This is a genomic window from Caballeronia udeis (assembly GCF_044909315.1).
GTDB lineage: Bacteria > Pseudomonadota > Gammaproteobacteria > Burkholderiales > Burkholderiaceae > Caballeronia > Caballeronia udeis_A.
On sequence record NZ_JBIYEB010000031.1, the window covers coordinates 104143 to 122960 of the forward strand.

The following is an 18818-nucleotide window of genomic DNA, read 5'->3' on the forward strand; positions in this document are numbered from 1 at the left end:
GACGGCTGCCGTACAGCGCTGCAGCAGCATCGCGGCAGGCGCGCGCAACAGCCTCGCCGGCTAAAGATTAACCAGCAGGACCGCAAGAAGGGGCGAACGGGCTGGCAAGCCTGCGCTCCGCTGCAGAACACTCAAGCCATGCAGCCTTTATTCCACCAGGAGACGCCACCATGAATCAGAAGCTTCGCCGTTTGACCTTGTCCGCTATTGCAGCCACCGTGCTCGGCATTCCGTTCGCATCGCAAATGTCCGCTCACGCCGACGAGCCGCTGAAAGTTGGTTTCCTCGTCAAGATGCCGGAACAGGCATGGTTCATCAATGAGCAGAAAGCGGCGACGGCTCTCGGGCAGAAGGAAAAATTCTCGGTGGTGAACATCGGTACGCCGGACGGTGAGAAGGTCCTCTCCGCTATCGACAATCTGGGAGCGCAAGGCGCGCAGGGCTTCGTGATCTGCGCGCCCGACGTGCGCCTTGGACCGGCTATCGAGGCACGCGCGAAACGCTACAACATGAAGTTCGTGACGGTGGATGACCAGCTTGTCGACTCGAGCGGCAAGCCGTTGGCGAACGTGCCGCACCTTGGCATGTCCGCGTTCAAGATCGGCAATCAGGTAGGCACCGCGATCTCCGATGAAATGAAAAAACGCGGCTGGAAGCCAGAAGAAGTCGGCGCGCTGCGCATTACGGATTACGAACTGCCCACGGCGAAGCAACGCACGGACGGCGCAACGGAGACGCTGCTGGCCGGGGGCTTCAAGAAGGAAAACATCTTCGACGCTCCACAAAAAACCACCGATGACGAAGGCGGTTTCAATGCCGCGTCGCCCGTGTTGTCGCAGCATCCGAACATCAAGAAGTGGGTGATCTACGGCCTCAACGAAGAGACCGTGCTGGGCGCCGTGCGGGCCACCGAGCAACTGCATATTGCGTCGGCGGATGTGATCGGCGTGGGCATCAATGGCGCGGGCGAAGCATTCGCCGAGTTCCAGAAGAAGGAGCAAACGGGCTTCTACGGCACCATCGCGGTGAGTTCGACGAACCACGGCAAGGACAGCACGCAGAACCTCGTCGACTGGATCAAGACCGGCAAGCAGCCGCCTGCTGATACGCAGACTACCGGCAAGCTGATGGTCCGCAGCAACTGGCAGGATGTGCGCAAGGAACTGGGTATCTGAGCGTTTCGCGACGGGCGTCGAGCAGCTCGATGATCGTTGTGATCGTTGACTTGCACCACGCCCCGATTCAGTTTTCAACGAGGAACGCTCAATGATGGATACCGCAGTGGCCACGGCCGCGCCTTATCTTTTGCTCGACAACATCACCGTGCGCTTTCCCGGCGTGCTTGCGCTCGACTCGGTGTCGCTGGGTGTGCGCACCGGCGAAGTCCACGGGTTGATGGGAGAAAACGGCGCGGGCAAATCCACTTTGCTCAAGGTGCTCTCGGGCGTCAATTCAACGAGCGGCGGCAGCTTGTCGCTGGACGGCGTGGAGCAGCAGTTCACGACCACCAAGGCGGCCATTGAAGCCGGCATCGCCATCATTTATCAGGAGCTGCATCTCGTCCCGGAGTTGACCGTGGCCGAGAACCTGATGCTCGGCGCCATGCCAAGCCGCTTTGGTGTGCTCGATGAAAAAGCGCTGGTGAAGCGCGCGATCAGCGAGCTGGATCGTCTTGGCGAAAAGATCGATCCCAACATGCAGGTCAAGCATTTGTCGATCGGGCAGCGGCAGATGATCGAGATCGGCAAGGCGTTGATGCGCAACGCCCGCGTGATTGCCTTCGATGAACCCACGAGTTCGCTGTCGTCGCGCGAGACGGAGCAACTGTTCAAGATCATCCGCGCGCTCAAGGAGGAAGGGCGCGCGATTATCTATGTGACGCACCGGATGGACGAGGTGTATGCGCTCTGTGATCGCGTGACGGTGTTTCGCGATGGCCGTCGCATCGAGACCTTCGAGGAAGTCGATGGACTCGAGCGTGACCGGCTGATCAGTTGCATGGTCGGACGCTCGATCCATGATGTGTACGGATACCGCGCACGCGACATAGGCGACGTGCAACTCGATGTCCAGGGACTGATGGGACCGGGTCTTGCGGAGCCGGCCTCGTTCAGCGTGCGCAAGGGCGAGATAGTCGGGTTCTTCGGGCTCGTTGGCGCCGGACGTTCCGAGCTGATGAAGCTGATCTACGGCGCGGTGAAACCGGTTGCCGGACAGATCGTCCTCAAGGGGACGCGACGCAAGTTCAGGTCGCCGCGCGATGCGGTGCGTGCAGGGGTGGCGCTTTGTCCGGAGGACCGCAAGCAAGAGGGCATTGTCGCGATTGCTTCCGTGTCCGACAACCTGAACATGAGTTGCCGGCGGCATTTCAGCCCGTTCAACATACTGAATAGCCGCAAGGAAACCGCGACCACGACCGACTACATCGCGAAACTTGCCATCAAGACACGCAACGGCAACACGCCTATTGGCACGCTCTCGGGCGGCAATCAGCAGAAGGTCATTCTCTCGCGCTGGCTGGCGGAAGAGATCGACGTGTTCCTGATGGATGAGCCCACGCGCGGTATCGATGTCGGCGCGCGCAGCGAGATCTATGGCCTGCTGTATGGCCTCGCGGAAGCCGGGCGCACAGTAATCGTGGTGTCGAGCGATCTGGCCGAAGTGATCGGCGTGGCGGATCGCGTGATGGTGATGCGCGAAGGAAAGATAGTCGGCAATTTGCCCAAGGCGCAGGCCACGCCGGATCAACTGATCAAGCTTGCGCTCCCCGGCTGACGGCCGCGACCACTGGCTCAAAGACTACCTGCGGCGTGTGTCAATGCGCTGCGAACGAAAGAGACATCATGCAAATAACTCCTGTCACCAATCAGTCGAACTCCACCGAAAGCACGGGCACTCGCGCGCGTGCTGCACGAACCTGGGACCTCATCAACAAGTCGGGCATCGTCATGGTGTTCCTGATCTTGTTCGTGGCCTTGTCCTTTACCGTGCCGGGTTTCATCAGTTCGCGCAACATCCAGGGCCTGCTGCTGTCGGTCACGCTGATCGGCTCCATCTCCGTCACCATGATGTTTGTGCTCGCGCTCGGTGAAGTCGATTTATCGGTGGCGTCCATCGTCGCGTTTGCCGGCGTGGTGGCGTCCACGCTGATCACGGCCACGCACAGCGTCACGCTCGGAATTGCGGGCGGCGTGCTGGCGGGCGGGGCGGTCGGGCTCGTGAACGGCGTGCTGATCGCGCGCTGGAAGATCAACTCGCTGATCGTCACGCTGGCGATGATGGAAGTCGTGCGCGGGCTGGCTTACATCACGTCGAATGGTGACGCCGTGATGATCTCCGAAGAAAGTTTCTTCGATCTGGGCGGCGGTTCGTTCCTTGGGATCTCGTATCCGATCTGGTCGAATATCGTCGGTTTTGTGTTGTTTGGTTTTCTGTTGAAGAAGACGGTCTTCGGCAAGAACGTGCTGGCGGTTGGCGGCAATAGCGAGGCGGCGTTGCTGGCCGGTTTGCCGGTCATGCGCATCAAGATCACGGTGTTCGTGCTGCAAGGGCTTGTGACCGGCTTTGCGGGCGTGATGCTGGCATCGCGGATGAGCCTGGGCGATCCGAAGACATCGGTGGGACTGGAACTCGGGGTGATTTCAGCCTGCGTGCTGGGCGGTGTTTCACTGACGGGCGGCGTGGCCACTATTTCCGGCGTGCTGGTCGGGGTGCTGATCATGGGCTCGGTGCAGGACGCAATGAGTCTCATGAATGTACCGACCTTTTATCAGTATCTGATTCGCGGCGGGATCCTGTTGCTGGCCGTGTTGTTTGATCAGTACCGCAGAAGCAAGCGGGTGGCTTGAGATCCTTAACTGGCTGGTGTGAAGCCGCTGCTTCCAATAAAAAGCAGCGGCTTCAAGCGAAACCCTTTAGTCCTCGAACTTCTCAACCTCATGCCGCCCGCCAAGCAACATCGCATCGGCAACATGCTGAAGCGGGCTCACATCAACATCACTAGCCCCTGTCGAGATCAACTCGAAGAATCGATCATAAAGGCTCGGATATTCCCTCTCCTGACCGATGTCCTTCATCTCCCCATCGATCTTCAAGAACTTCCCGCCCTGAGCCAGATGCAAGAGGCCATCACGGGTGGTCACTTCAATCTGCCACAACTCTTGCGGACCAAAGCGCCAGTCGAATTCCGCCCGGATCGGCGTGCCTAGCGCGTCGCTAAAATCAAGGTTTGCGGCAATCGGATTGTGCCGGTTCGCCGGCACGAACAACTCCGCCGATTTCAGGAAAAACGCATGCGGCAAGATGCGCGTGATGATGGATAACGCATTGATGCCCGGGTCGAATACACCCAAACCGCCCGGTTGCCAGATCCAGTCCTGACCCGGATGCCAGCGGCGCACATCCTCCTTCCACAGCACATTCACCGCCTTGATCTCTTTTCCGGCCAGCCATGCACGTGCGGTTTCAACACCCGGCGCATGACGGGAATGCCACGACGCAAACAGGGTGCATTGATTTTGCCGAGCCAGGTCAGCGAGCACGGTAACCTCGGTCACGCTCGCGCCCGGCGGTTTCTCAAGCATCACATGCTTGCCCGCTTCAAGGGCCGCGCGTGCCTGGGAGAAGCGGACTTGCGGCGGGGCGCAGAGCGACACAGCCTGCAAAAGCGGCTCTGCCGCGAGCATGTCCTCGACATTCTGATAATTGTTAACCCCGTCGATCCGCGCATTCCGGCTCGCTCCTGCAATGAGCTTGAACCCGGAATGACCGGCAATAGCGGGTAAATGCTGATCGCGAGCGATCTTGCCGACACCGGCAATGCCTATCGCAACTTGCTCTGTCATGGTTGGACCTTAAAAAAAGCTTGGTTCATGTGGCGTGCAACGGTGACACGTGCAGCGCGCCGGATTAATGCGAATGCCGCGGCACATCGGCGCCTCGGCACCCCACGAGAAAGTCGAAGTCGCAGCCTTGGTCGGCTTGCAGGACGTGATCGACATACAGCTTTCTATACCCGCTCGTGTCCGCAATCGCAACGGTTTGCACCTCGGCCCAATTGGTGAGACGGGAGGCGAGTTCCGCATCGCTGATGTCAAGGTGCAGCTTTCCAGCCAGGCAATCCAGCTCGATCCAGTCGCCTTCCTTCACCACCGCCAGCGGTCCGCCGGCACGGGCTTCGGGCGCCACATGCAGCACCACGGTTCCATACGCCGTGCCGCTCATGCGCGCGTCCGAGATCCGCACCATGTCGGTCACGCCTTGCGCCAGCAGCTTGGGCGGCAAACCCATGTTGCCCACTTCCGCCATGCCCGGATAACCCTTCGGTCCGCAGTTCTTCAATACGAGAACAGAGTCAGCGGTTACGTCGAGTCCGGGGTCGCCGATGCGGGCCTTGTAGTCATCGAAGTTTTCAAACACGACCGCACGGCCGCGATGCTTGAGCAATGCCGCCGTTGCCGCCGACGGTTTGACCACCGCGCCATTGGGCGCGAGATTGCCACGCACGATGCACAAGCCGCCGTCGGGGACGAGGGGTTTGTCGAGCGGGCGGATGACTTCCTCGTCGTAGATAGGCGCTTCTTTAGAGTTCTCCCACAGCGAATGGCCGTTCGCCGTCAGCGCGTCGGGATGGGGCAGCAAGCCTGCTTCTCCCAGGCGCCGGATGACGCCGGGCAAGCCGCCCGCGTAATAGAACTCCTCCATCAGGAAGCGCCCCGATGGTTGCAGATCCACAAGCGTGGGTGTGCCGCGTCCAATGCGCGTCCAGTCATCGAGTTCAAGATTCACGCCAATACGGCCGGCGATCGCCTTCAAGTGAATCGCCGCATTCGTCGATCCGCCGATCGCCGCGTTCACGCGAATCGCATTTTCGAAGGCCTCTTTCGTCAGGAGTTTCGAAAGTCTTATGTCCTGCAGCGCCATCTCCACAATCCGCATGCCCGACATGTGCGCGAGCACGTAGCGCCTGGAATCCACCGCGGGAATCGCAGCGTTGTGCGGCAGCGTAACGCCAAGCGCCTCGGCCATGCAGGCCATGGTGGATGCCGTGCCCATGGTGTTGCATGTGCCCGCCGAGCGCGACATGCCCGCTTCCGCCGACATGAATTCGTGCAGTGTGATCTTGCCCGCCTTCACTTGCTCGCTCAACTGCCAGACCACCGTGCCCGAGCCGATATCGCGGCCATGATGTTTGCCGTTGAGCATCGGGCCACCGCTCACCGCAATGGCCGGCACATCGCAACTCGCGGCGCCCATCAACAACGCGGGCGTGGTTTTATCGCAGCCGACGAGCAGCACGACGGCATCGACGGGATTGCCTCGAATGGATTCCTCCACGTCCATGCTGGCGAGATTGCGCGTGAACATGGCGGTCGGGCGAAGGTTGGATTCGCCATTGGAGAACACGGGGAATTCGACCGGGAATCCACCCGCTTCGAACACGCCGCGCTTCACATGCTCGGCGAGCTTCCTGAAATGTGCGTTGCAGGGCGTGAGTTCCGACCACGTATTGCAAATGCCGATGATCGGCTTGCCCTGGAATTCGTGATCGGGGATGCCCTGGTTTTTCATCCAGCTTCGGTACATGAAACCGTTCTTGTCGGCAGCGCCGAACCATTGGGTGGAGCGCAGCGGGCGTTTTGCGTCTGACATCGATTTTTCCTTAACCGTTTACCATTTCAACACTTCATTTGCACGAACGCGGCAGGCGTTCAGGACCTTTTTAGCGATTGCATCAAGCACACCGGCTTATCCGTTTTATAGAACATGCAGAGCAGTCGCGCTGTCTTACATGTCCAACTGATCTCACCGGATCGAGTCAGCTCCGAGACCCGAGTGCAACAGGATCGGCTTTGTTCGCGCCATCGTGTTGCCGTGCCGCATCCCGTCGCTTCAGCTTTGAGCTTGCTCGTTCACCCGATGCCGTCCCGTCCGACTTGCGGCGTGCCGCATGCCGTTCGATCACGCGTTGCAGCAAGCAGAACGCGCACAGTAGGGCCCCTATGACGATGCGGGTCCACCATGAACTCAGCGTGCCGTCGAACGTGATGAGGGTCTGGATGGTCCCCAGAATGCCAACGCCGAAGACCGATCCGATCACATAACCGACGCCACCTGTGAGCAAGGTTCCGCCGATGACCGTGGCGGCGATCGCATCGAGTTCCATGCCCTGGCCTTGCAAGCCGTACCCCGAGAGCACGTACAGCGTGAACACCACGCCGCCGAGCGCCGAACAGAAGCCGCTCAGTGCATACACGCCGACCTTGGTGCGCGCCACGGGCAGCCCCATCAGCAGCGCGGAGCGTTCGTTGCCGCCGACCGCATAGACGTTGCGCCCGAAGCGCGTGAAGTGCGCGACGAAGATGGCGAGCAGAAGCGTTGCGATGGCGATCAGGCCGCCGGCCGTGAGCGAAGCGCCGCGAATATCGATGTGAAAGCCCGACAGCGCGTGGAAGGCGGGGTCGTTGATGGTGATCGACTGCGTGGTGATCAGGAAGCACGCGCCGCGCGCGAGGAACATGCCCGCCAGCGTGACAATGAACGGCTGGAGTTTGAAGAAGTGGATCAGCGCGCCCATTGCTGCGCCGTACAACGCGCCCAGCGCGAGCACGAGCGGCACGATGACCCATATCGGCCAATGCAGATGTTCAGCGAAGACCGCGCAGAGAATGGTCGTCAAGGCGACGACCGATCCCACCGACAGGTCGATGCCGCCCGATACGATCACAAACGTCATGCCGATCGCGACGATCAGCAGGAAAGCGTTGTCCACGAGCAGGCCGAGCAGCACCTGGAGCGAGAAAAAGCCGGTGTACATCACGGAGCCGAACCCGAACAGCGCAATGAATAACACGACTGTGACGACGATCGGCAGGGTGCGCGGATCGACCAGGCGGTCGAGAAGGTTCCTCATTTTGCAGCCTCGGCAAGGGGCTTCTTCGGGGTGAAGGGGAAGGCACGTTTCAGTTGCCGCATGATGACCGTGCGGGCGGTGGCCGACTGGATCACGCTGACCACCAGCACCACCGCTGCCTTCACGACGAGCGTGGCTTCAGGCGGTACGCCGATGGAGTACGTGGTGTAGGTCAGCGTCTGGATGATCAATGCGCCGAGCACGGTGCCGGCGAGACTGAATCTTCCACCGAGCAGCGACGTGCCGCCGAGCGTGACCGCGAGGATCGCATCGAGTTCGAGCAACAACCCGGCGTTGTTGCCGTCGGCACTGCGCACATTGGAGCTGATCAGAATGCCCGCTATGGCCGCCGTCAGTCCGGAGAAGGTATAGACGCCGAACACGATTGCGCTGGAACGCAAGCCGACCAGTTTCGTGGCCACCGGATTGATACCGATTGCACGGATGAACATGCCGAGCGCGGTGCGATTCATGAGCAGCGCTGTCGCCGCAATCGCACCGGCCGCGACCCACACGGAACATGGCATGCGGGCCAGATAACCGCCGCCCACCACGAGATAACCCGGTGCGCCGATGGGGATGATCTGGCCTCCCGTGAGCAGTTGCGCGACGCCGCGTCCGGCCACCATCAGGATCAGCGTGGCGATGATCGGCTGCATGCCGACGAACGCCACCAGCACGCCATTCCACATGCCGGCGAGCACACCTACTGCGAGTGCTGCGGCCAGGGCTTCAATCACTCGCGAAGGGTCGTCGGCCAGGATGCTGGCGGCTGCCGCACCGGCAATTGCAACGACCGCGCCGACAGAGATATCAATGCCGCGTGTTGCGATCACCAGCGTCATGCCGAGCGAGACGAGCACGAGCGGCGCGGCACGGTTGAGGATATCGATAGGCGCGCCGAACCAGTGACCGTCCAGCACGGTGATTGAGAGGAAGTGGGCGTTCTGGCTCAGGTCGAGCACGAACAGCAGCACGAGCGTGATGAGCGGCCATATGAGGGGGTGTTGCAACGCGGCTTTGATGCGGTTCATCGGCTACCCCCTGCAATGAGTCTGTACACCTGATCTTCCGACGCCGCGTGTCCCTCGACCTCCGCCACTTTGCGCCGGTCGCGCAACACCGCGATCCGATGGCTCACGCGCACCACCTCGCTCACCTCCGACGAGATGAAGACAATGCCGAGCCCTTTCGCACAGAGCGCGAGCACGCGATCCATGATTTCGAATTTGGCCGCGACGTCGATGCCGCGCGTGGGTTCATCGAGGATCAGCATCTTCGGTTCTGTCGCCAGCCAGCGCGCCAGCAGGACCTTCTGCTGGTTCCCGCCCGACAGAAGCCCGATGGGCTGTTCGGCATCGGGCGCCTTGATGCCCAGCCGCTCGATGTAGTCGTCCGCTATCTGGCGTTGTTTCGCCCGGCCGATAACGCGCCACCAGCCGCGTTGCACCTGCAGCGCGAGAATGATGTTTTCTCGTATGGAAAGATCCGCGACAATGCCTTCCTTCTTCCGGTCCTCCGGGCAATAGCCGATGCCGCGGCGCACCGCATCGCGAGGAGAACGAAGCTTCGCCGGTTTTCCATCGATAGACATTGAACCTGCATCCGCACGCTCCGCGCCGAACAGGAGCCGGGCCGTTTCGGTGCGGCCGGAACCCAGCAGCCCGGCCAGCCCGAGGATCTGGCCGGGCTGAACGTCGATATCGACAGGATTCATCACACCGCGCCGGCCAATCCCGCGCATGGCGAAGAATGGCGGCACGGCGGTCTTGGGCGCAGGCGGTTCATCCGCCGCGTGCTTCAGGCGCTCGGTCATGCGTTCATGGCCCACCATCTTTGAAACGAGGAGTTCCACGGGTAAATCGCGGGCGAGATATTCGCCTTCACGTTCACCATTACGCATGACCGTGATGCGGTCCGATATGGCGTAGGTCTGTTCGAGAAAGTGCGTGACGAACAGGATCGCCATACCCGATTGCTTGAGCTTGCGGAGAACGTCGAAGAGCCTCGCGACTTCGCCGTCGTCAAGGCTCGAGGTGGGTTCATCGAGGATCAGCACACGCGCATCCACCGAAACCGCACGCGCGATGGCCACCATCTGCTGCACGGCGATCGGATAGGTATCGAGTGATTTGGTCACGTCCAGGAAGACGTTCAGCTCGGCCAAGGCCTCTTCGGCCCGGGCATGAATGGTCTTCCAGTCGATCGCGCCACGCCGTTTCGGTTGCCGGCCGGCGAACACGTTTTCAGCGACGGACAGATTCGGGCACAGGTTCACTTCCTGATAAAGCGTCCTGATTCCAGCCGCTTCCGCGTGGAGCGGGGTCGCGAAATTGACGGCTTCGCCGCCGAGGCGTATCTCGCCTGCATCGTGTGCATGGACGCCGGTGAGTACGTTGATGAGCGTCGATTTTCCGGCACCGTTCTGACCCATCAGCGTATGGATCTCGCCGGGAAACAAGCTGAAGTCCACGTTCTGCAACGCCTTGACGCCCGGGAACGACTTGGAGATACCGATGGTTTCAAGAATGGGCGAGCCGGTCATGAACGAAGGCCGTAAAGGGAGGAAAGGGGGGATTGCAAGTGCGCCGCGAGTCCGCTGTTACAGCCGGACTCGCGTTTGCCGGGTGTTTTCTCCGTGGCTGCCGCGGCTCAATACTTGCGCTGCGGCAGGACTTGCGCTGCAACGCTCATCGGGAAGATGGTTTCCTCGGTCACGATGCGCTTGGGCAAGGTCTTGCCCGCCTTCACGTCCTTGACGGCCGTCATGAGTTGGGGCCCAAGCAACGGACTGCATTCCACGTCGACGTTGATCTTGCCCGCGACCATGGCTTCGAAGCCGCCCTTGGTGGCGTCGAACGAGACCACGGTCACATCCTTGCCGGGCTTGATGCCGGCCTCTTCCATTGCCTGGATTGCCCCAAGCGCCATGTCGTCGTTATGGGCATAGACCACGTTGATCTGCTTGCCGTAGGTCTTGATGAAGGCTTCCATGACCTGCTTGCCGCCGGCGAGCGTGAAGTCGCCGCTTTGCGACGCGATGACCTTGAACTTCGGATCGTTCTTGATCACTTCAAGCAATCCGGCGCGACGGTCGTTGGCGGGCGCTGAGCCGACCGTGCCCTGCAACTCGGCTATGTTGATGGGACCGGCGTCGTTCTTATAGTGGTCTTCTAGCCATTTGCCCCCGCGGCGGCCTTCTTCGAGGAAGTCCGAACCGATCATGGTCACGTACAGCGAGGTATCTTTGACGTCGATATTGCGGTCAGTGAGAATCACCGGGATCTTGGCGTTTTTCGCTTCGATCAGTACCGGTTCCCAGCCGGATTCAACGACGGGGGAGAACGCGATCACATCGACTTTCTGCGCAATATACGAGCGGATCGCCTTGATCTGGTTTTCCTGTTTTTGCTGGGCGTCGGAGAATTTCAGGTTGATGCCGGCGTCTTTGGCCGCGGCTTTGACAGACACGGTATTGGCGGTACGCCAGGCGCTTTCCGCGCCGACCTGTGAGAAACCCAGGGTGATCTTGTTGTCATCGGCGTGGGCGGTCAGGTTTGCGCCCAGCAGCAGCGCAGAACCCAGCAGCGCACCAATGGCTGCGCGTCGAGCATGTCTCATGGTTGTCTCCGATTTAATTGTGTTTGTGTTCGGTACTGCTGCGCCGCACTTATGCGTGCCTACGCGTTTTCGCGCGGTCGACTGCTTCAGGACGTACCGGAATGAAGCGTAGCGCCGGGGTTCATGGCGGTCCAATCAGTTATTCGGTGTTTGCAATACCAGAATTGGTATCGCGAAGGAGGAGGCGGACGCGTGCCGCCCTCCGGAATTGACCAAGCTTGCTGAGACTTTGGATTCGTAGCTTCTGAGCTCAGGTGTAACAGGTGGGTGGCTTAATCCGCCGTCCCCAAATAGGCGGCTTTCAGCGCGGCGGCGTCGAACTTCACCATTTTCATCATGGCATTGGCAACGCGATTGGCCTTTACCCGATCGGAGTCAACCATCATCGGGATGAGATCGGCTGGAACGATCTGCCATGAGACGCCGAAGCGGTCTTTCAGCCAGCCGCATGCCTGGGGCGATCCGCCGTCCGCGAGAAGGGCGTTCCAATAACGGTCGAGTTCTTCCTGAGTGTCACAACTGACCATGAGGGATATTGAGTGATTGAACGGCTCAGGCTGCCCGGAGATCATGGCGATGAAGGGCTGCCCAAAGAGCTCAAACTCGACGATCTTCGTGGAACCGGCGCTCGGCACCGGGGTGACCCGAACGACACGCGAGTCTGGAAAGATGCCCGCATAGAAAGCAGCTGCTTCCTCAGCGTCCGTGGAGTACCAAAGAAAAGGCGTGATCTTTTGAATCGTCATGGCGAATCTCCTGTGAGTAGTGGTGGCTAAATGCGGAGGCAATCCGCATGCCCCCATTGAGACGACGAAGGGAGGCCACCAAAATTGACACGCCGCGAATAAAAATTCACTTTCTGCCGGGGGCGAACCGCTGTACGGGACCCATTTCGGTCCCTCGGTTCGCTCCCAGGCGGTCGCTCATGCGCCGAAAACCCCGGCGTCGTCCGTGGTATTTGATGCGGCGCCTGCTGCTTCGAGAAGGTGGTCGTTGCCGCTCACGCGTTGCCAGAGCAAGCGTCGCAATGAACACCACGCCCCAATGTCCTGGGGTGAAACAGGCCGAACCGTAACTGAGACTGGAGGCATGCCTGAAGGGATAATCAATAAGGTCATCTGCATTGACCGGCGTTATCGCGCACGCCATTTTCACTCACGAGTCCATTTCGACTATGAACATCCGCGCTTGCTGGGCTTCCCGACGTTCGGCCTTGATCGGCGCATACCTCTCGGAATTGTAGAAGGCTAGCGCTTGGGCGAGAGTTGGAAACTCAAACACGCCGGCCATCGGCAGCGGCGCCTCATCCCCCTCCAGAATCTGCGCGACAGGACCGAAATGCAGAATCTTCCCGCCCGCCTCTTTCAGCGCTGCCTGAAAGCGCGGAGCGAGCGCGGCCTGCTTGGCGGAGTCGATGACGCGTAGATTGACATGTACATATGCCGGCATTGTGTTCCCCTTAATAATGCATATACATTATTATGCGAGGATGGGGCTGTCAAGGAGGGTGGCGTGAACGGTTTTGATCCAGAATCTTTGAAGGGCGTCGAAGCGGAGTGTCCGGGCTTCCAGGCTCGTGCAACGGCGCGTGCACTCACGCGTTATTACAACGCCTGCTTCAAGCCGCTCGGGCTGACGGCTGAGCAATTCAGCCTCTTGGTTGGGATCGGTGCGGCTGAGGGGGCGACGGTCGTCGATCTTGCGGATAGGGCCGGGGTCGATCCGACTACCCTCAGCCGAAATGTTCAGAATCTGGAGAGCCGGGAGTTGGTTCGCGCTAAAGGCGGACGTGGCCGCGCTGGAAAGCAGCTAGCGCTGACGACATCCGGGCGTCGACTCGTGGTCGATGCGTTCCCGGTGTGGAATGGGGCCAAGGCGGAACTCGCCCGTCGCATGGGCGATGAAAAACTTTGTTCGGCAAGGCAGGCAATGGCGGAGCTGGCCAAGGCCGCAGAATCCTCATGTACCGACGGCGATCGGCAACCCGCGACCCAGAACGAAGATACGCCGAGCTGAACTAACTGCCCGAAACTTGACAGGCCAATGCGATGACCACTTTCGAGCATATAGGGGTCGCTTGCCCCTTATGAACATCGACACCACCACCGCAGCCGGGCGTACGATGATGCAGATGGCCGGGGCCTTGGCCTGGTTCGAACGCGCCATGATCCGGGAGCGGACCTCCGCCGGTCTCGACGCTGGAAAGCGCAAGGAGATAGCAATGTTGAAACAGGCAATTCCGAACATCTTCGTCAAAGACTTCCAGGCGGCACTCGCCTACTACACCGGGCCGCTCGGCTTCCACCCATTGTTCGTCTACGGCGAAACCCCTTTCTACGCTCACGTGGCGCGTGATGAGGCGATTCTGGCAATCCGCCATGTGACCAGGCCTGTAATCGATCACACCGCCGGCGAGGAGCTGCTAAGCGCATTCGTCGAGGTCTCCGACGTCAACGCCCTGCACGATTCACTGCAAGCAGCTGGCGCTCATATTTGGCAAGCACCGCGCGACGAACCTTGGGCCATGCGTAGCCTGATCGTCAGCGATCTCGACGGCAACCTGATCTGCTTTGCGTTCAATCTGGCCAGGTAAATGGATAGCGTGGCGGCCCGACGTGCAGTCTCGGACAAATCGTGAGGTGACCATTGCAACTGTAGCGCACAAGAATCAGCAAAGACGACGGGCCGATGTTGGAAGCAAATGAGCCATTGCAGTGGCCGTGCTTTCAATCAACCGGACGACCGGAGATGGCCGACCTCTACCCGACACTGCCGGCTCAATTCGACCTGACCCGGTCATTCGCTTGATAAAGATTAAACGGCGGTCGAGCACCTACTTTCGGACGTCCCCTTTACGACTTGGGGAAGGTCACCGCCGGAGTTCGGCGCTCCACACCGCGAGTGACCACAGCGTGTATATAGGCCACTAAATACCCGGTCACTCAAACTTGCCTTCTTAAAGCATGCCATCGTTCCGCGCCGCACCTGGAACCGCGCTGCTATATTGAGACAATCCGCGCCGCTCGGTGCCGCAGCCCCGGAGGTCCTTCATGGTTCGACTGGTCATGATCCTTCTCGGCGTCGACTATCTGCGTGCGAGATGGAAGGCGCTGATGGCGGCCGGATGGTTCAGCGTCGCGCTGGGTGTCGAAGTGTTTATCGACATGATGGACGGCTCGCTCTACTTTCCGCTCAAGCCGTTCGCTTTCCTGTTGCTTCTGGAAGGCCTCTCGACGCTGGCCGTCGCGTGGACCGGCATGGGCGGCCAGCGCAAGCTGCGCTATGTGAAGGGTTCGGCCTTCACGCTGGCCGCCACATTGATCCTGATCGGCACGCTGCACGCCAACTTTATCCTCGCGATGGTCTTCGGCACGCTTTTCTTCGCCGACGGCCTGCTGCAGATCATTTCCGCCAGAATCGTGCGGTTCCGGCGCTGGCGTCTTGCCATTGCGGGCGGCGTGTTCGAGATGGTGGTGGCGTTCATCTTCTACTTGCCCTATCCCGTGCGGTACGCAGGGACGATTCCATACTGCGTGTCGCTCGGCCTGCTGTTCGGCGGCTGGAACATGATCCTGCTCGCCATGCGCGTGCGCAGGATGGAGCACAACCCCGGGGTGACCGGTTTCGTGCCGACGACACCTGCTGTTGCGCCCGAGACGGAGCTTCGCAGTCCTGTTTCAGGCGTAACGGAATGGGACGGCCCACCATCGGACAACGAGCGCGCGCTCACCATTCACGTCTGGACGCCGGCTGCCACCGCCAAGGCCGAGGCGCAGCCACGTGTGATCATGAACCGCTATATAGCGGCCGTTGACCGGAACGGCGCGATATCCACTGGCCACGCGGCGCTGGAGTCGCCTGAGGGCATATATATCAGCCTGTATCCGGGTACGGAAATCGATCGATCGCCCGACGAGTTCGCGCGCATGCTGCGTGCGACGCGGGAAAATGACATTCCGGGCGTCTTCCAGCCGGACTATCGGACCGAGGCTAATGCGTGGTGCGAGTCGACCGTCAAGGTGCGTATCCGCAACTACGATCCGGAACGCTTGCAACGGTTTTGGGATGTGTATCGACAGGACACGACCTATAACCTGACGTATCGCAATTGTTCGAGCACCGTAACGCGCGCGCTCGAAGCGGCCATTGAAGGTGCGTCGGCACGGGTGTGGGCAAAGTCCGGCGGCTGGAAACCGCTGCTGCGGGTGATGTCGACGCCCGAATTGTGGGTCGCCGCTCAGGTGCGCAAACGCGCGGCAACAATGGCTTGGACGCCCGGGCTGACCCTCGATTACGCCCGCGCGCTCAGCATGCTCGCCGATCCTAGGCCACTAGGCTGGGTCAAGATGGCGCGGCTCGCGCTCAGGACGATGTATCGCTCGCGTCGTCGCTGGCAGGCCGAGGAGGCCGAACAGGCTAGCGCGTCGGCTCTCAGGGAGACCTCAGTGCAAGACGCCACGCGGACGGAAGCTTGAACGGTGGCGCGCACGGGGGTGTTGTTCTGGGCGCTGCGGTTGTGGTGCGGCGGCCGAACGTAGAAATAGAAACAGGAACAAAACCGCTAGTACGCAGGTATTTACGATCGAACAGAAAGTAAAAAATATCAGGATAAGTTGAGACGCGGTCGGAGACGTGGGCGATTTCCGTCGGTCGGCAAGCGGCCGCGCTGCGTCGCTGTCCGACCCCTTCCTGATCTTCGCTCGACGCCGGCGGATGACCGCTTCGCAGCCGAATTCGGTCGATCAGCCGGTAGGCGAACGATCCGAACCGAACCGCGTGCTGGGCGCGCTACCGCGCCCGGATGGCTCGCCTCAATCGCGAATTGAACTGCGCTAGCTCTTTGTCAGCGAGCACGTAGTCGCCGCAATCGTGCAGGCGGGCAATGGCGAGATCCAGGAACGCTCGGACTCTCTTGGGTTGAGCAGTTCGGCTTCCGTAGTAAACGTGCAAACTAAAGTACGCGCTCATATGCGGCAAGAGAACGGGAACCAGTCGTCCCGCGCGGATATGGCACGCAGCCGAGAGACTCGAGAGCTGCCCCATGACTTGCCCCGCGAGCACTGCTTGCACTTCCAGCTCTGAATCGTCCGTCGCGAACGCAGGGGACACCTGCCGATGTTCGAGCTTGCCATCCACGGTCAAGTACCAGGGCGCTACCTTGCCGGTGTCAGGATGCCGGAATACGCTGCAGCGGTGCGCCGCCAGATCATCGACTGTCGATGGCGTTCCGTGCGCCTTGAGATAGTCGGGCGCAGCGCATACGATCATCTGGATCGGGAAAAGCTGCCGACCGATCACGCCCTCACCGGCCGACGCCCCAATCCTGAAACCGACATCGACGCGATCCAGTACCCAATTGCCGATACCGTCATCGAGCTGGACGTCCGGCTGGATACCGGGGTGCTCGCGGCAGAACTCGTCGAGCAGAGGCATGAGGAGCGCGGCGAACGACGATTTCGGTCCAACGATGCGCAGCGGGCCCGCGATTTCATCCTTGGACTCCCGTGCCAAGGCCACGGCCCTGTCCAATGCCGCCAGAGCGGGCTGGGTATTTTCCAGAAATCGTTGGCCCTCCTCGGTCAGAGCGAGGCTACGCGTCGTCCGATGCAACAGACGAACTCCTAGATGCAGTTCCAGTTGTGCGATGGTCTGACTGGCTGCCTGGGGTGTGACGCCTTGAGCCAGTGCAGCCTGCCGGATGCTGCCGAGTTCCACGGCTTTGGCGAACATCGCGATGGCCTTAAAGTCATTGACAGGCATGGTCAATTTTTCTGATGGAGCGCGAATAGAACGGTCTGACAGAGCGCCCAGTATCAAGCTGAAGTTGGTACTGATACAAGATTTATTCTACTAGTCACTTGAAACCGAGACTCCTAAAGTTGCGGACATCGGGCCACTCGCCCACGTCGTCAACTGCAAGGAGCGCATCATGGATAAGCGGCAACTCGGCCGTTCTGGACTTGAGGTTTCAGCGCTTGGCCTGGGGTGCATGGGGTTGAGCTTCGGTTTCGGTCCGGCCACCAATCGATCAAAGGCTGTGGAGTTAATCCGGGCCGCCTTCGATCGGGGCGTGACCTTTTTCGATACCGCCGAGGTCTATGGGCCGTATCTCAACGAAGAGGTCGTTGGCGAGGCATTGGCGCCCGTCCGCGATCACGTAGTCATCGCGACCAAATTCGGCTTCACCTTCGGCGATGACGGAAAACAGCAAGTTTTGAGCAGCCGGCCGGACCATATCCGGTTGGCGGTCGAAGGGATGCTCAAGCGTCTCAAAACCGACGTGATCGACCTGCTTTACCAGCATCGCGTGGACCCAGAGGTGCCTATCGAGGACGTCGCCGGTACGGTGAAGGAACTCATCCAGGCAGGCAAGGTAAAGCACTTCGGCCTGTCAGAGGCTGGAGAGCAGACCATCCGGCGCGCGCATGCTGTGCAGCCCCTGGCGGCGCTTCAGAGTGAGTATTCAATGTGGTGGCGCGAGCCCGAGGAAAGGATCCTGCCTACGCTGGAGGAACTCGGCATCGGCTTCGTGCCGTTCAGCCCCCTCGGCAAGGGTTTTCTCACGGGCGCAATCGCCCAAAACGCGGTCTTTGGCAGCGACGACTTTCGAAGCAAGGTACCGCGCTTCACGCCCGAGGCACTTCAGGCAAATCAGCCACTTGTTGACGCGCTCGGGGCCATAGCCAGGAGCAAAGGTGCGACGCTAGCTCAGGTTGCACTCGCATGGCTGCTCGCCCAGAAGCCCTGGATCGTACCGATTCCCGGCACGACGAAGTTGCATCGCCTGGGGGAGAACCTTGGGTCGGCTGAAGTGGAATTGACCGAGACCGAGCTTCAGCACATCGACCAGGCGCTCGCGAACGTCGAGATTCACGGCGATCGTTACCCGGCCGCCCTGAAGCCTACCGCCTGATTCGACGAGCTGTCTGATGATGACATGATGGTCGTCGCAACGCTGGAGACGGGCACCAGCAGCTGCTTCTCGCATCGCGATCCGGGCGATCGTGAAGTGGATGAGCGAACGAAAGCCTGGCCTCTAACATGCAATCGGGATGATTACCAGGAAGATGCAAGACCTGAGCGGCTTTCGCGGGCCGAATGTTCGCGAAAGCACTCAAAGCCGACATTCGAACTGGCAGAACGAAGGACTGTTCCTGGCCGAACAGCGACGGATGGCGATCGGCTGACATCGACCCAGGCTGTGTGGAAACCCGATGGCATTACAATGCGACGCGTGACGCCGCCCCCCAGCGGCGCGTTTGACTGCCTTCGCAGCCATCACAAC

At 60.4% G+C, this 18818-nt stretch carries 16 protein-coding genes; 7 read left to right on the top strand and 9 right to left on the bottom strand.

What is annotated here, in order from left to right; all coding sequences use genetic code 11:
• Positions 1-170: 170 nt before the first annotated feature.
• From ABH944_RS35680 to araH, 3 genes are all read left to right on the top strand, one after another.
• Positions 171-1175, top strand: a complete 1005-nt coding sequence (locus ABH944_RS35680) for an arabinose ABC transporter substrate-binding protein (protein ID WP_404612182.1) — start codon at positions 171-173, stop codon at positions 1173-1175.
• Positions 1176-1266: 91 nt separating this feature from the next.
• A complete protein-coding gene (gene araG, locus ABH944_RS35685) occupies positions 1267-2775 on the top strand; it encodes an L-arabinose ABC transporter ATP-binding protein AraG (protein WP_404612180.1) in 1509 nt (502 codons plus the stop codon).
• Positions 2776-2843: 68 nt separating this feature from the next.
• Positions 2844-3848 (top strand): L-arabinose ABC transporter permease AraH, encoded by a 1005-nt coding sequence (araH, locus tag ABH944_RS35690; protein ID WP_404612178.1) that lies wholly within the window; start codon positions 2844-2846, stop codon positions 3846-3848.
• Between the two features lie 66 nt (positions 3849-3914).
• On the opposite strand, the gene ABH944_RS35695 is transcribed toward araH, so the two are convergent.
• The 8 genes from ABH944_RS35695 to ABH944_RS35730 form a co-directional block, all read right to left on the bottom strand.
• Positions 3915-4844: a Gfo/Idh/MocA family protein gene (locus ABH944_RS35695; protein ID WP_404612176.1), complete on the bottom strand. Its 930-nt coding sequence runs from the start codon at positions 4842-4844 to the stop codon at positions 3915-3917.
• Positions 4845-4908: 64 nt separating this feature from the next.
• The gene (locus tag ABH944_RS35700) at positions 4909-6651 is read right to left on the bottom strand and encodes an IlvD/Edd family dehydratase (RefSeq protein WP_404612174.1); all 1743 of its coding nucleotides are present in this window, start codon (positions 6649-6651) and stop codon (positions 4909-4911) included.
• A gap of 166 nt (positions 6652-6817) precedes the next feature.
• Entirely contained in the window at positions 6818-7912 is a 1095-nt protein-coding gene (gene yjfF / locus ABH944_RS35705; protein ID WP_404612172.1) for a galactofuranose ABC transporter, permease protein YjfF, read from the bottom strand.
• Entirely contained in the window at positions 7909-8946 is a 1038-nt protein-coding gene (locus tag ABH944_RS35710) for an ABC transporter permease (RefSeq protein WP_404612170.1), read from the bottom strand. The genes yjfF and ABH944_RS35710 overlap by 4 nt, the downstream gene beginning before the upstream one ends.
• Positions 8943-10457 (bottom strand): sugar ABC transporter ATP-binding protein, encoded by a 1515-nt coding sequence (locus ABH944_RS35715; RefSeq protein ID WP_404612168.1) that lies wholly within the window; start codon positions 10455-10457, stop codon positions 8943-8945. The genes ABH944_RS35710 and ABH944_RS35715 overlap by 4 nt, the downstream gene beginning before the upstream one ends.
• 107 nt (positions 10458-10564) lie before the next feature.
• Positions 10565-11533 (bottom strand): ABC transporter substrate-binding protein, encoded by a 969-nt coding sequence (locus ABH944_RS35720; protein ID WP_404612166.1) that lies wholly within the window; start codon positions 11531-11533, stop codon positions 10565-10567.
• A gap of 272 nt (positions 11534-11805) precedes the next feature.
• Positions 11806-12279, bottom strand: coding sequence for a VOC family protein (locus ABH944_RS35725; RefSeq protein ID WP_404612164.1), 474 nt, complete (start codon positions 12277-12279; stop codon positions 11806-11808).
• Positions 12280-12688: 409 nt separating this feature from the next.
• Positions 12689-12982 (bottom strand): DUF1330 domain-containing protein, encoded by a 294-nt coding sequence (locus ABH944_RS35730; RefSeq protein WP_404612162.1) that lies wholly within the window; start codon positions 12980-12982, stop codon positions 12689-12691.
• A gap of 63 nt (positions 12983-13045) precedes the next feature.
• Between ABH944_RS35730 and ABH944_RS35735 the strand changes: the two genes are divergently transcribed.
• From ABH944_RS35735 to ABH944_RS35745, 3 genes are all read left to right on the top strand, one after another.
• Entirely contained in the window at positions 13046-13549 is a 504-nt protein-coding gene (locus ABH944_RS35735; RefSeq protein ID WP_404612160.1) for a MarR family winged helix-turn-helix transcriptional regulator, read from the top strand.
• Positions 13550-13619: 70 nt separating this feature from the next.
• On the top strand, positions 13620-14126 hold the full coding sequence (locus tag ABH944_RS35740) for a VOC family protein (RefSeq protein WP_404612158.1): 507 nt from the start codon (positions 13620-13622) through the stop codon (positions 14124-14126).
• 457 nt (positions 14127-14583) lie between these two features.
• Positions 14584-16008 (top strand): HdeD family acid-resistance protein, encoded by a 1425-nt coding sequence (locus ABH944_RS35745; RefSeq protein ID WP_404612156.1) that lies wholly within the window; start codon positions 14584-14586, stop codon positions 16006-16008.
• 313 nt (positions 16009-16321) lie between these two features.
• Here the strand turns inward: ABH944_RS35745 and ABH944_RS35750 are convergent, their stop codons facing one another.
• Positions 16322-17293, bottom strand: coding sequence for a LysR family transcriptional regulator (locus ABH944_RS35750; protein WP_404612154.1), 972 nt, complete (start codon positions 17291-17293; stop codon positions 16322-16324).
• A gap of 169 nt (positions 17294-17462) precedes the next feature.
• Between ABH944_RS35750 and ABH944_RS35755 the strand changes: the two genes are divergently transcribed.
• Positions 17463-18446: an aldo/keto reductase gene (locus tag ABH944_RS35755; RefSeq protein WP_404612152.1), complete on the top strand. Its 984-nt coding sequence runs from the start codon at positions 17463-17465 to the stop codon at positions 18444-18446.
• Positions 18447-18818 lie beyond the last annotated feature (372 nt).

What these genes read in the sequence shown, in the direction of transcription:
- ABH944_RS35680 (WP_404612182.1), top strand. Translation starts at nt 171, where the DNA reads ATGAATCAGAAGCTTCGCCGTTTGACCTTGTCCGCTATTGCAGCCACC.
- araG (WP_404612180.1), top strand. Translation starts at nt 1,267, where the DNA reads ATGATGGATACCGCAGTGGCCACGGCCGCGCCTTATCTTTTGCTCGAC.
- araH (WP_404612178.1), top strand. Translation starts at nt 2,844, where the DNA reads ATGCAAATAACTCCTGTCACCAATCAGTCGAACTCCACCGAAAGCACG.
- ABH944_RS35695 (WP_404612176.1), bottom strand. Translation starts at nt 4,844, where the DNA reads ATGACAGAGCAAGTTGCGATAGGCATTGCCGGTGTCGGCAAGATCGCT.
- ABH944_RS35700 (WP_404612174.1), bottom strand. Translation starts at nt 6,651, where the DNA reads ATGTCAGACGCAAAACGCCCGCTGCGCTCCACCCAATGGTTCGGCGCT.
- yjfF (WP_404612172.1), bottom strand. Translation starts at nt 7,912, where the DNA reads ATGAGGAACCTTCTCGACCGCCTGGTCGATCCGCGCACCCTGCCGATC.
- ABH944_RS35710 (WP_404612170.1), bottom strand. Translation starts at nt 8,946, where the DNA reads ATGAACCGCATCAAAGCCGCGTTGCAACACCCCCTCATATGGCCGCTC.
- ABH944_RS35715 (WP_404612168.1), bottom strand. Translation starts at nt 10,457, where the DNA reads ATGACCGGCTCGCCCATTCTTGAAACCATCGGTATCTCCAAGTCGTTC.
- ABH944_RS35720 (WP_404612166.1), bottom strand. Translation starts at nt 11,533, where the DNA reads ATGAGACATGCTCGACGCGCAGCCATTGGTGCGCTGCTGGGTTCTGCG.
- ABH944_RS35725 (WP_404612164.1), bottom strand. Translation starts at nt 12,279, where the DNA reads ATGACGATTCAAAAGATCACGCCTTTTCTTTGGTACTCCACGGACGCT.
- ABH944_RS35730 (WP_404612162.1), bottom strand. Translation starts at nt 12,982, where the DNA reads ATGCCGGCATATGTACATGTCAATCTACGCGTCATCGACTCCGCCAAG.
- ABH944_RS35740 (WP_404612158.1), top strand. Translation starts at nt 13,620, where the DNA reads ATGAACATCGACACCACCACCGCAGCCGGGCGTACGATGATGCAGATG.
- ABH944_RS35745 (WP_404612156.1), top strand. Translation starts at nt 14,584, where the DNA reads ATGGTTCGACTGGTCATGATCCTTCTCGGCGTCGACTATCTGCGTGCG.
- ABH944_RS35750 (WP_404612154.1), bottom strand. Translation starts at nt 17,293, where the DNA reads ATGCCTGTCAATGACTTTAAGGCCATCGCGATGTTCGCCAAAGCCGTG.
- ABH944_RS35755 (WP_404612152.1), top strand. Translation starts at nt 17,463, where the DNA reads ATGGATAAGCGGCAACTCGGCCGTTCTGGACTTGAGGTTTCAGCGCTT.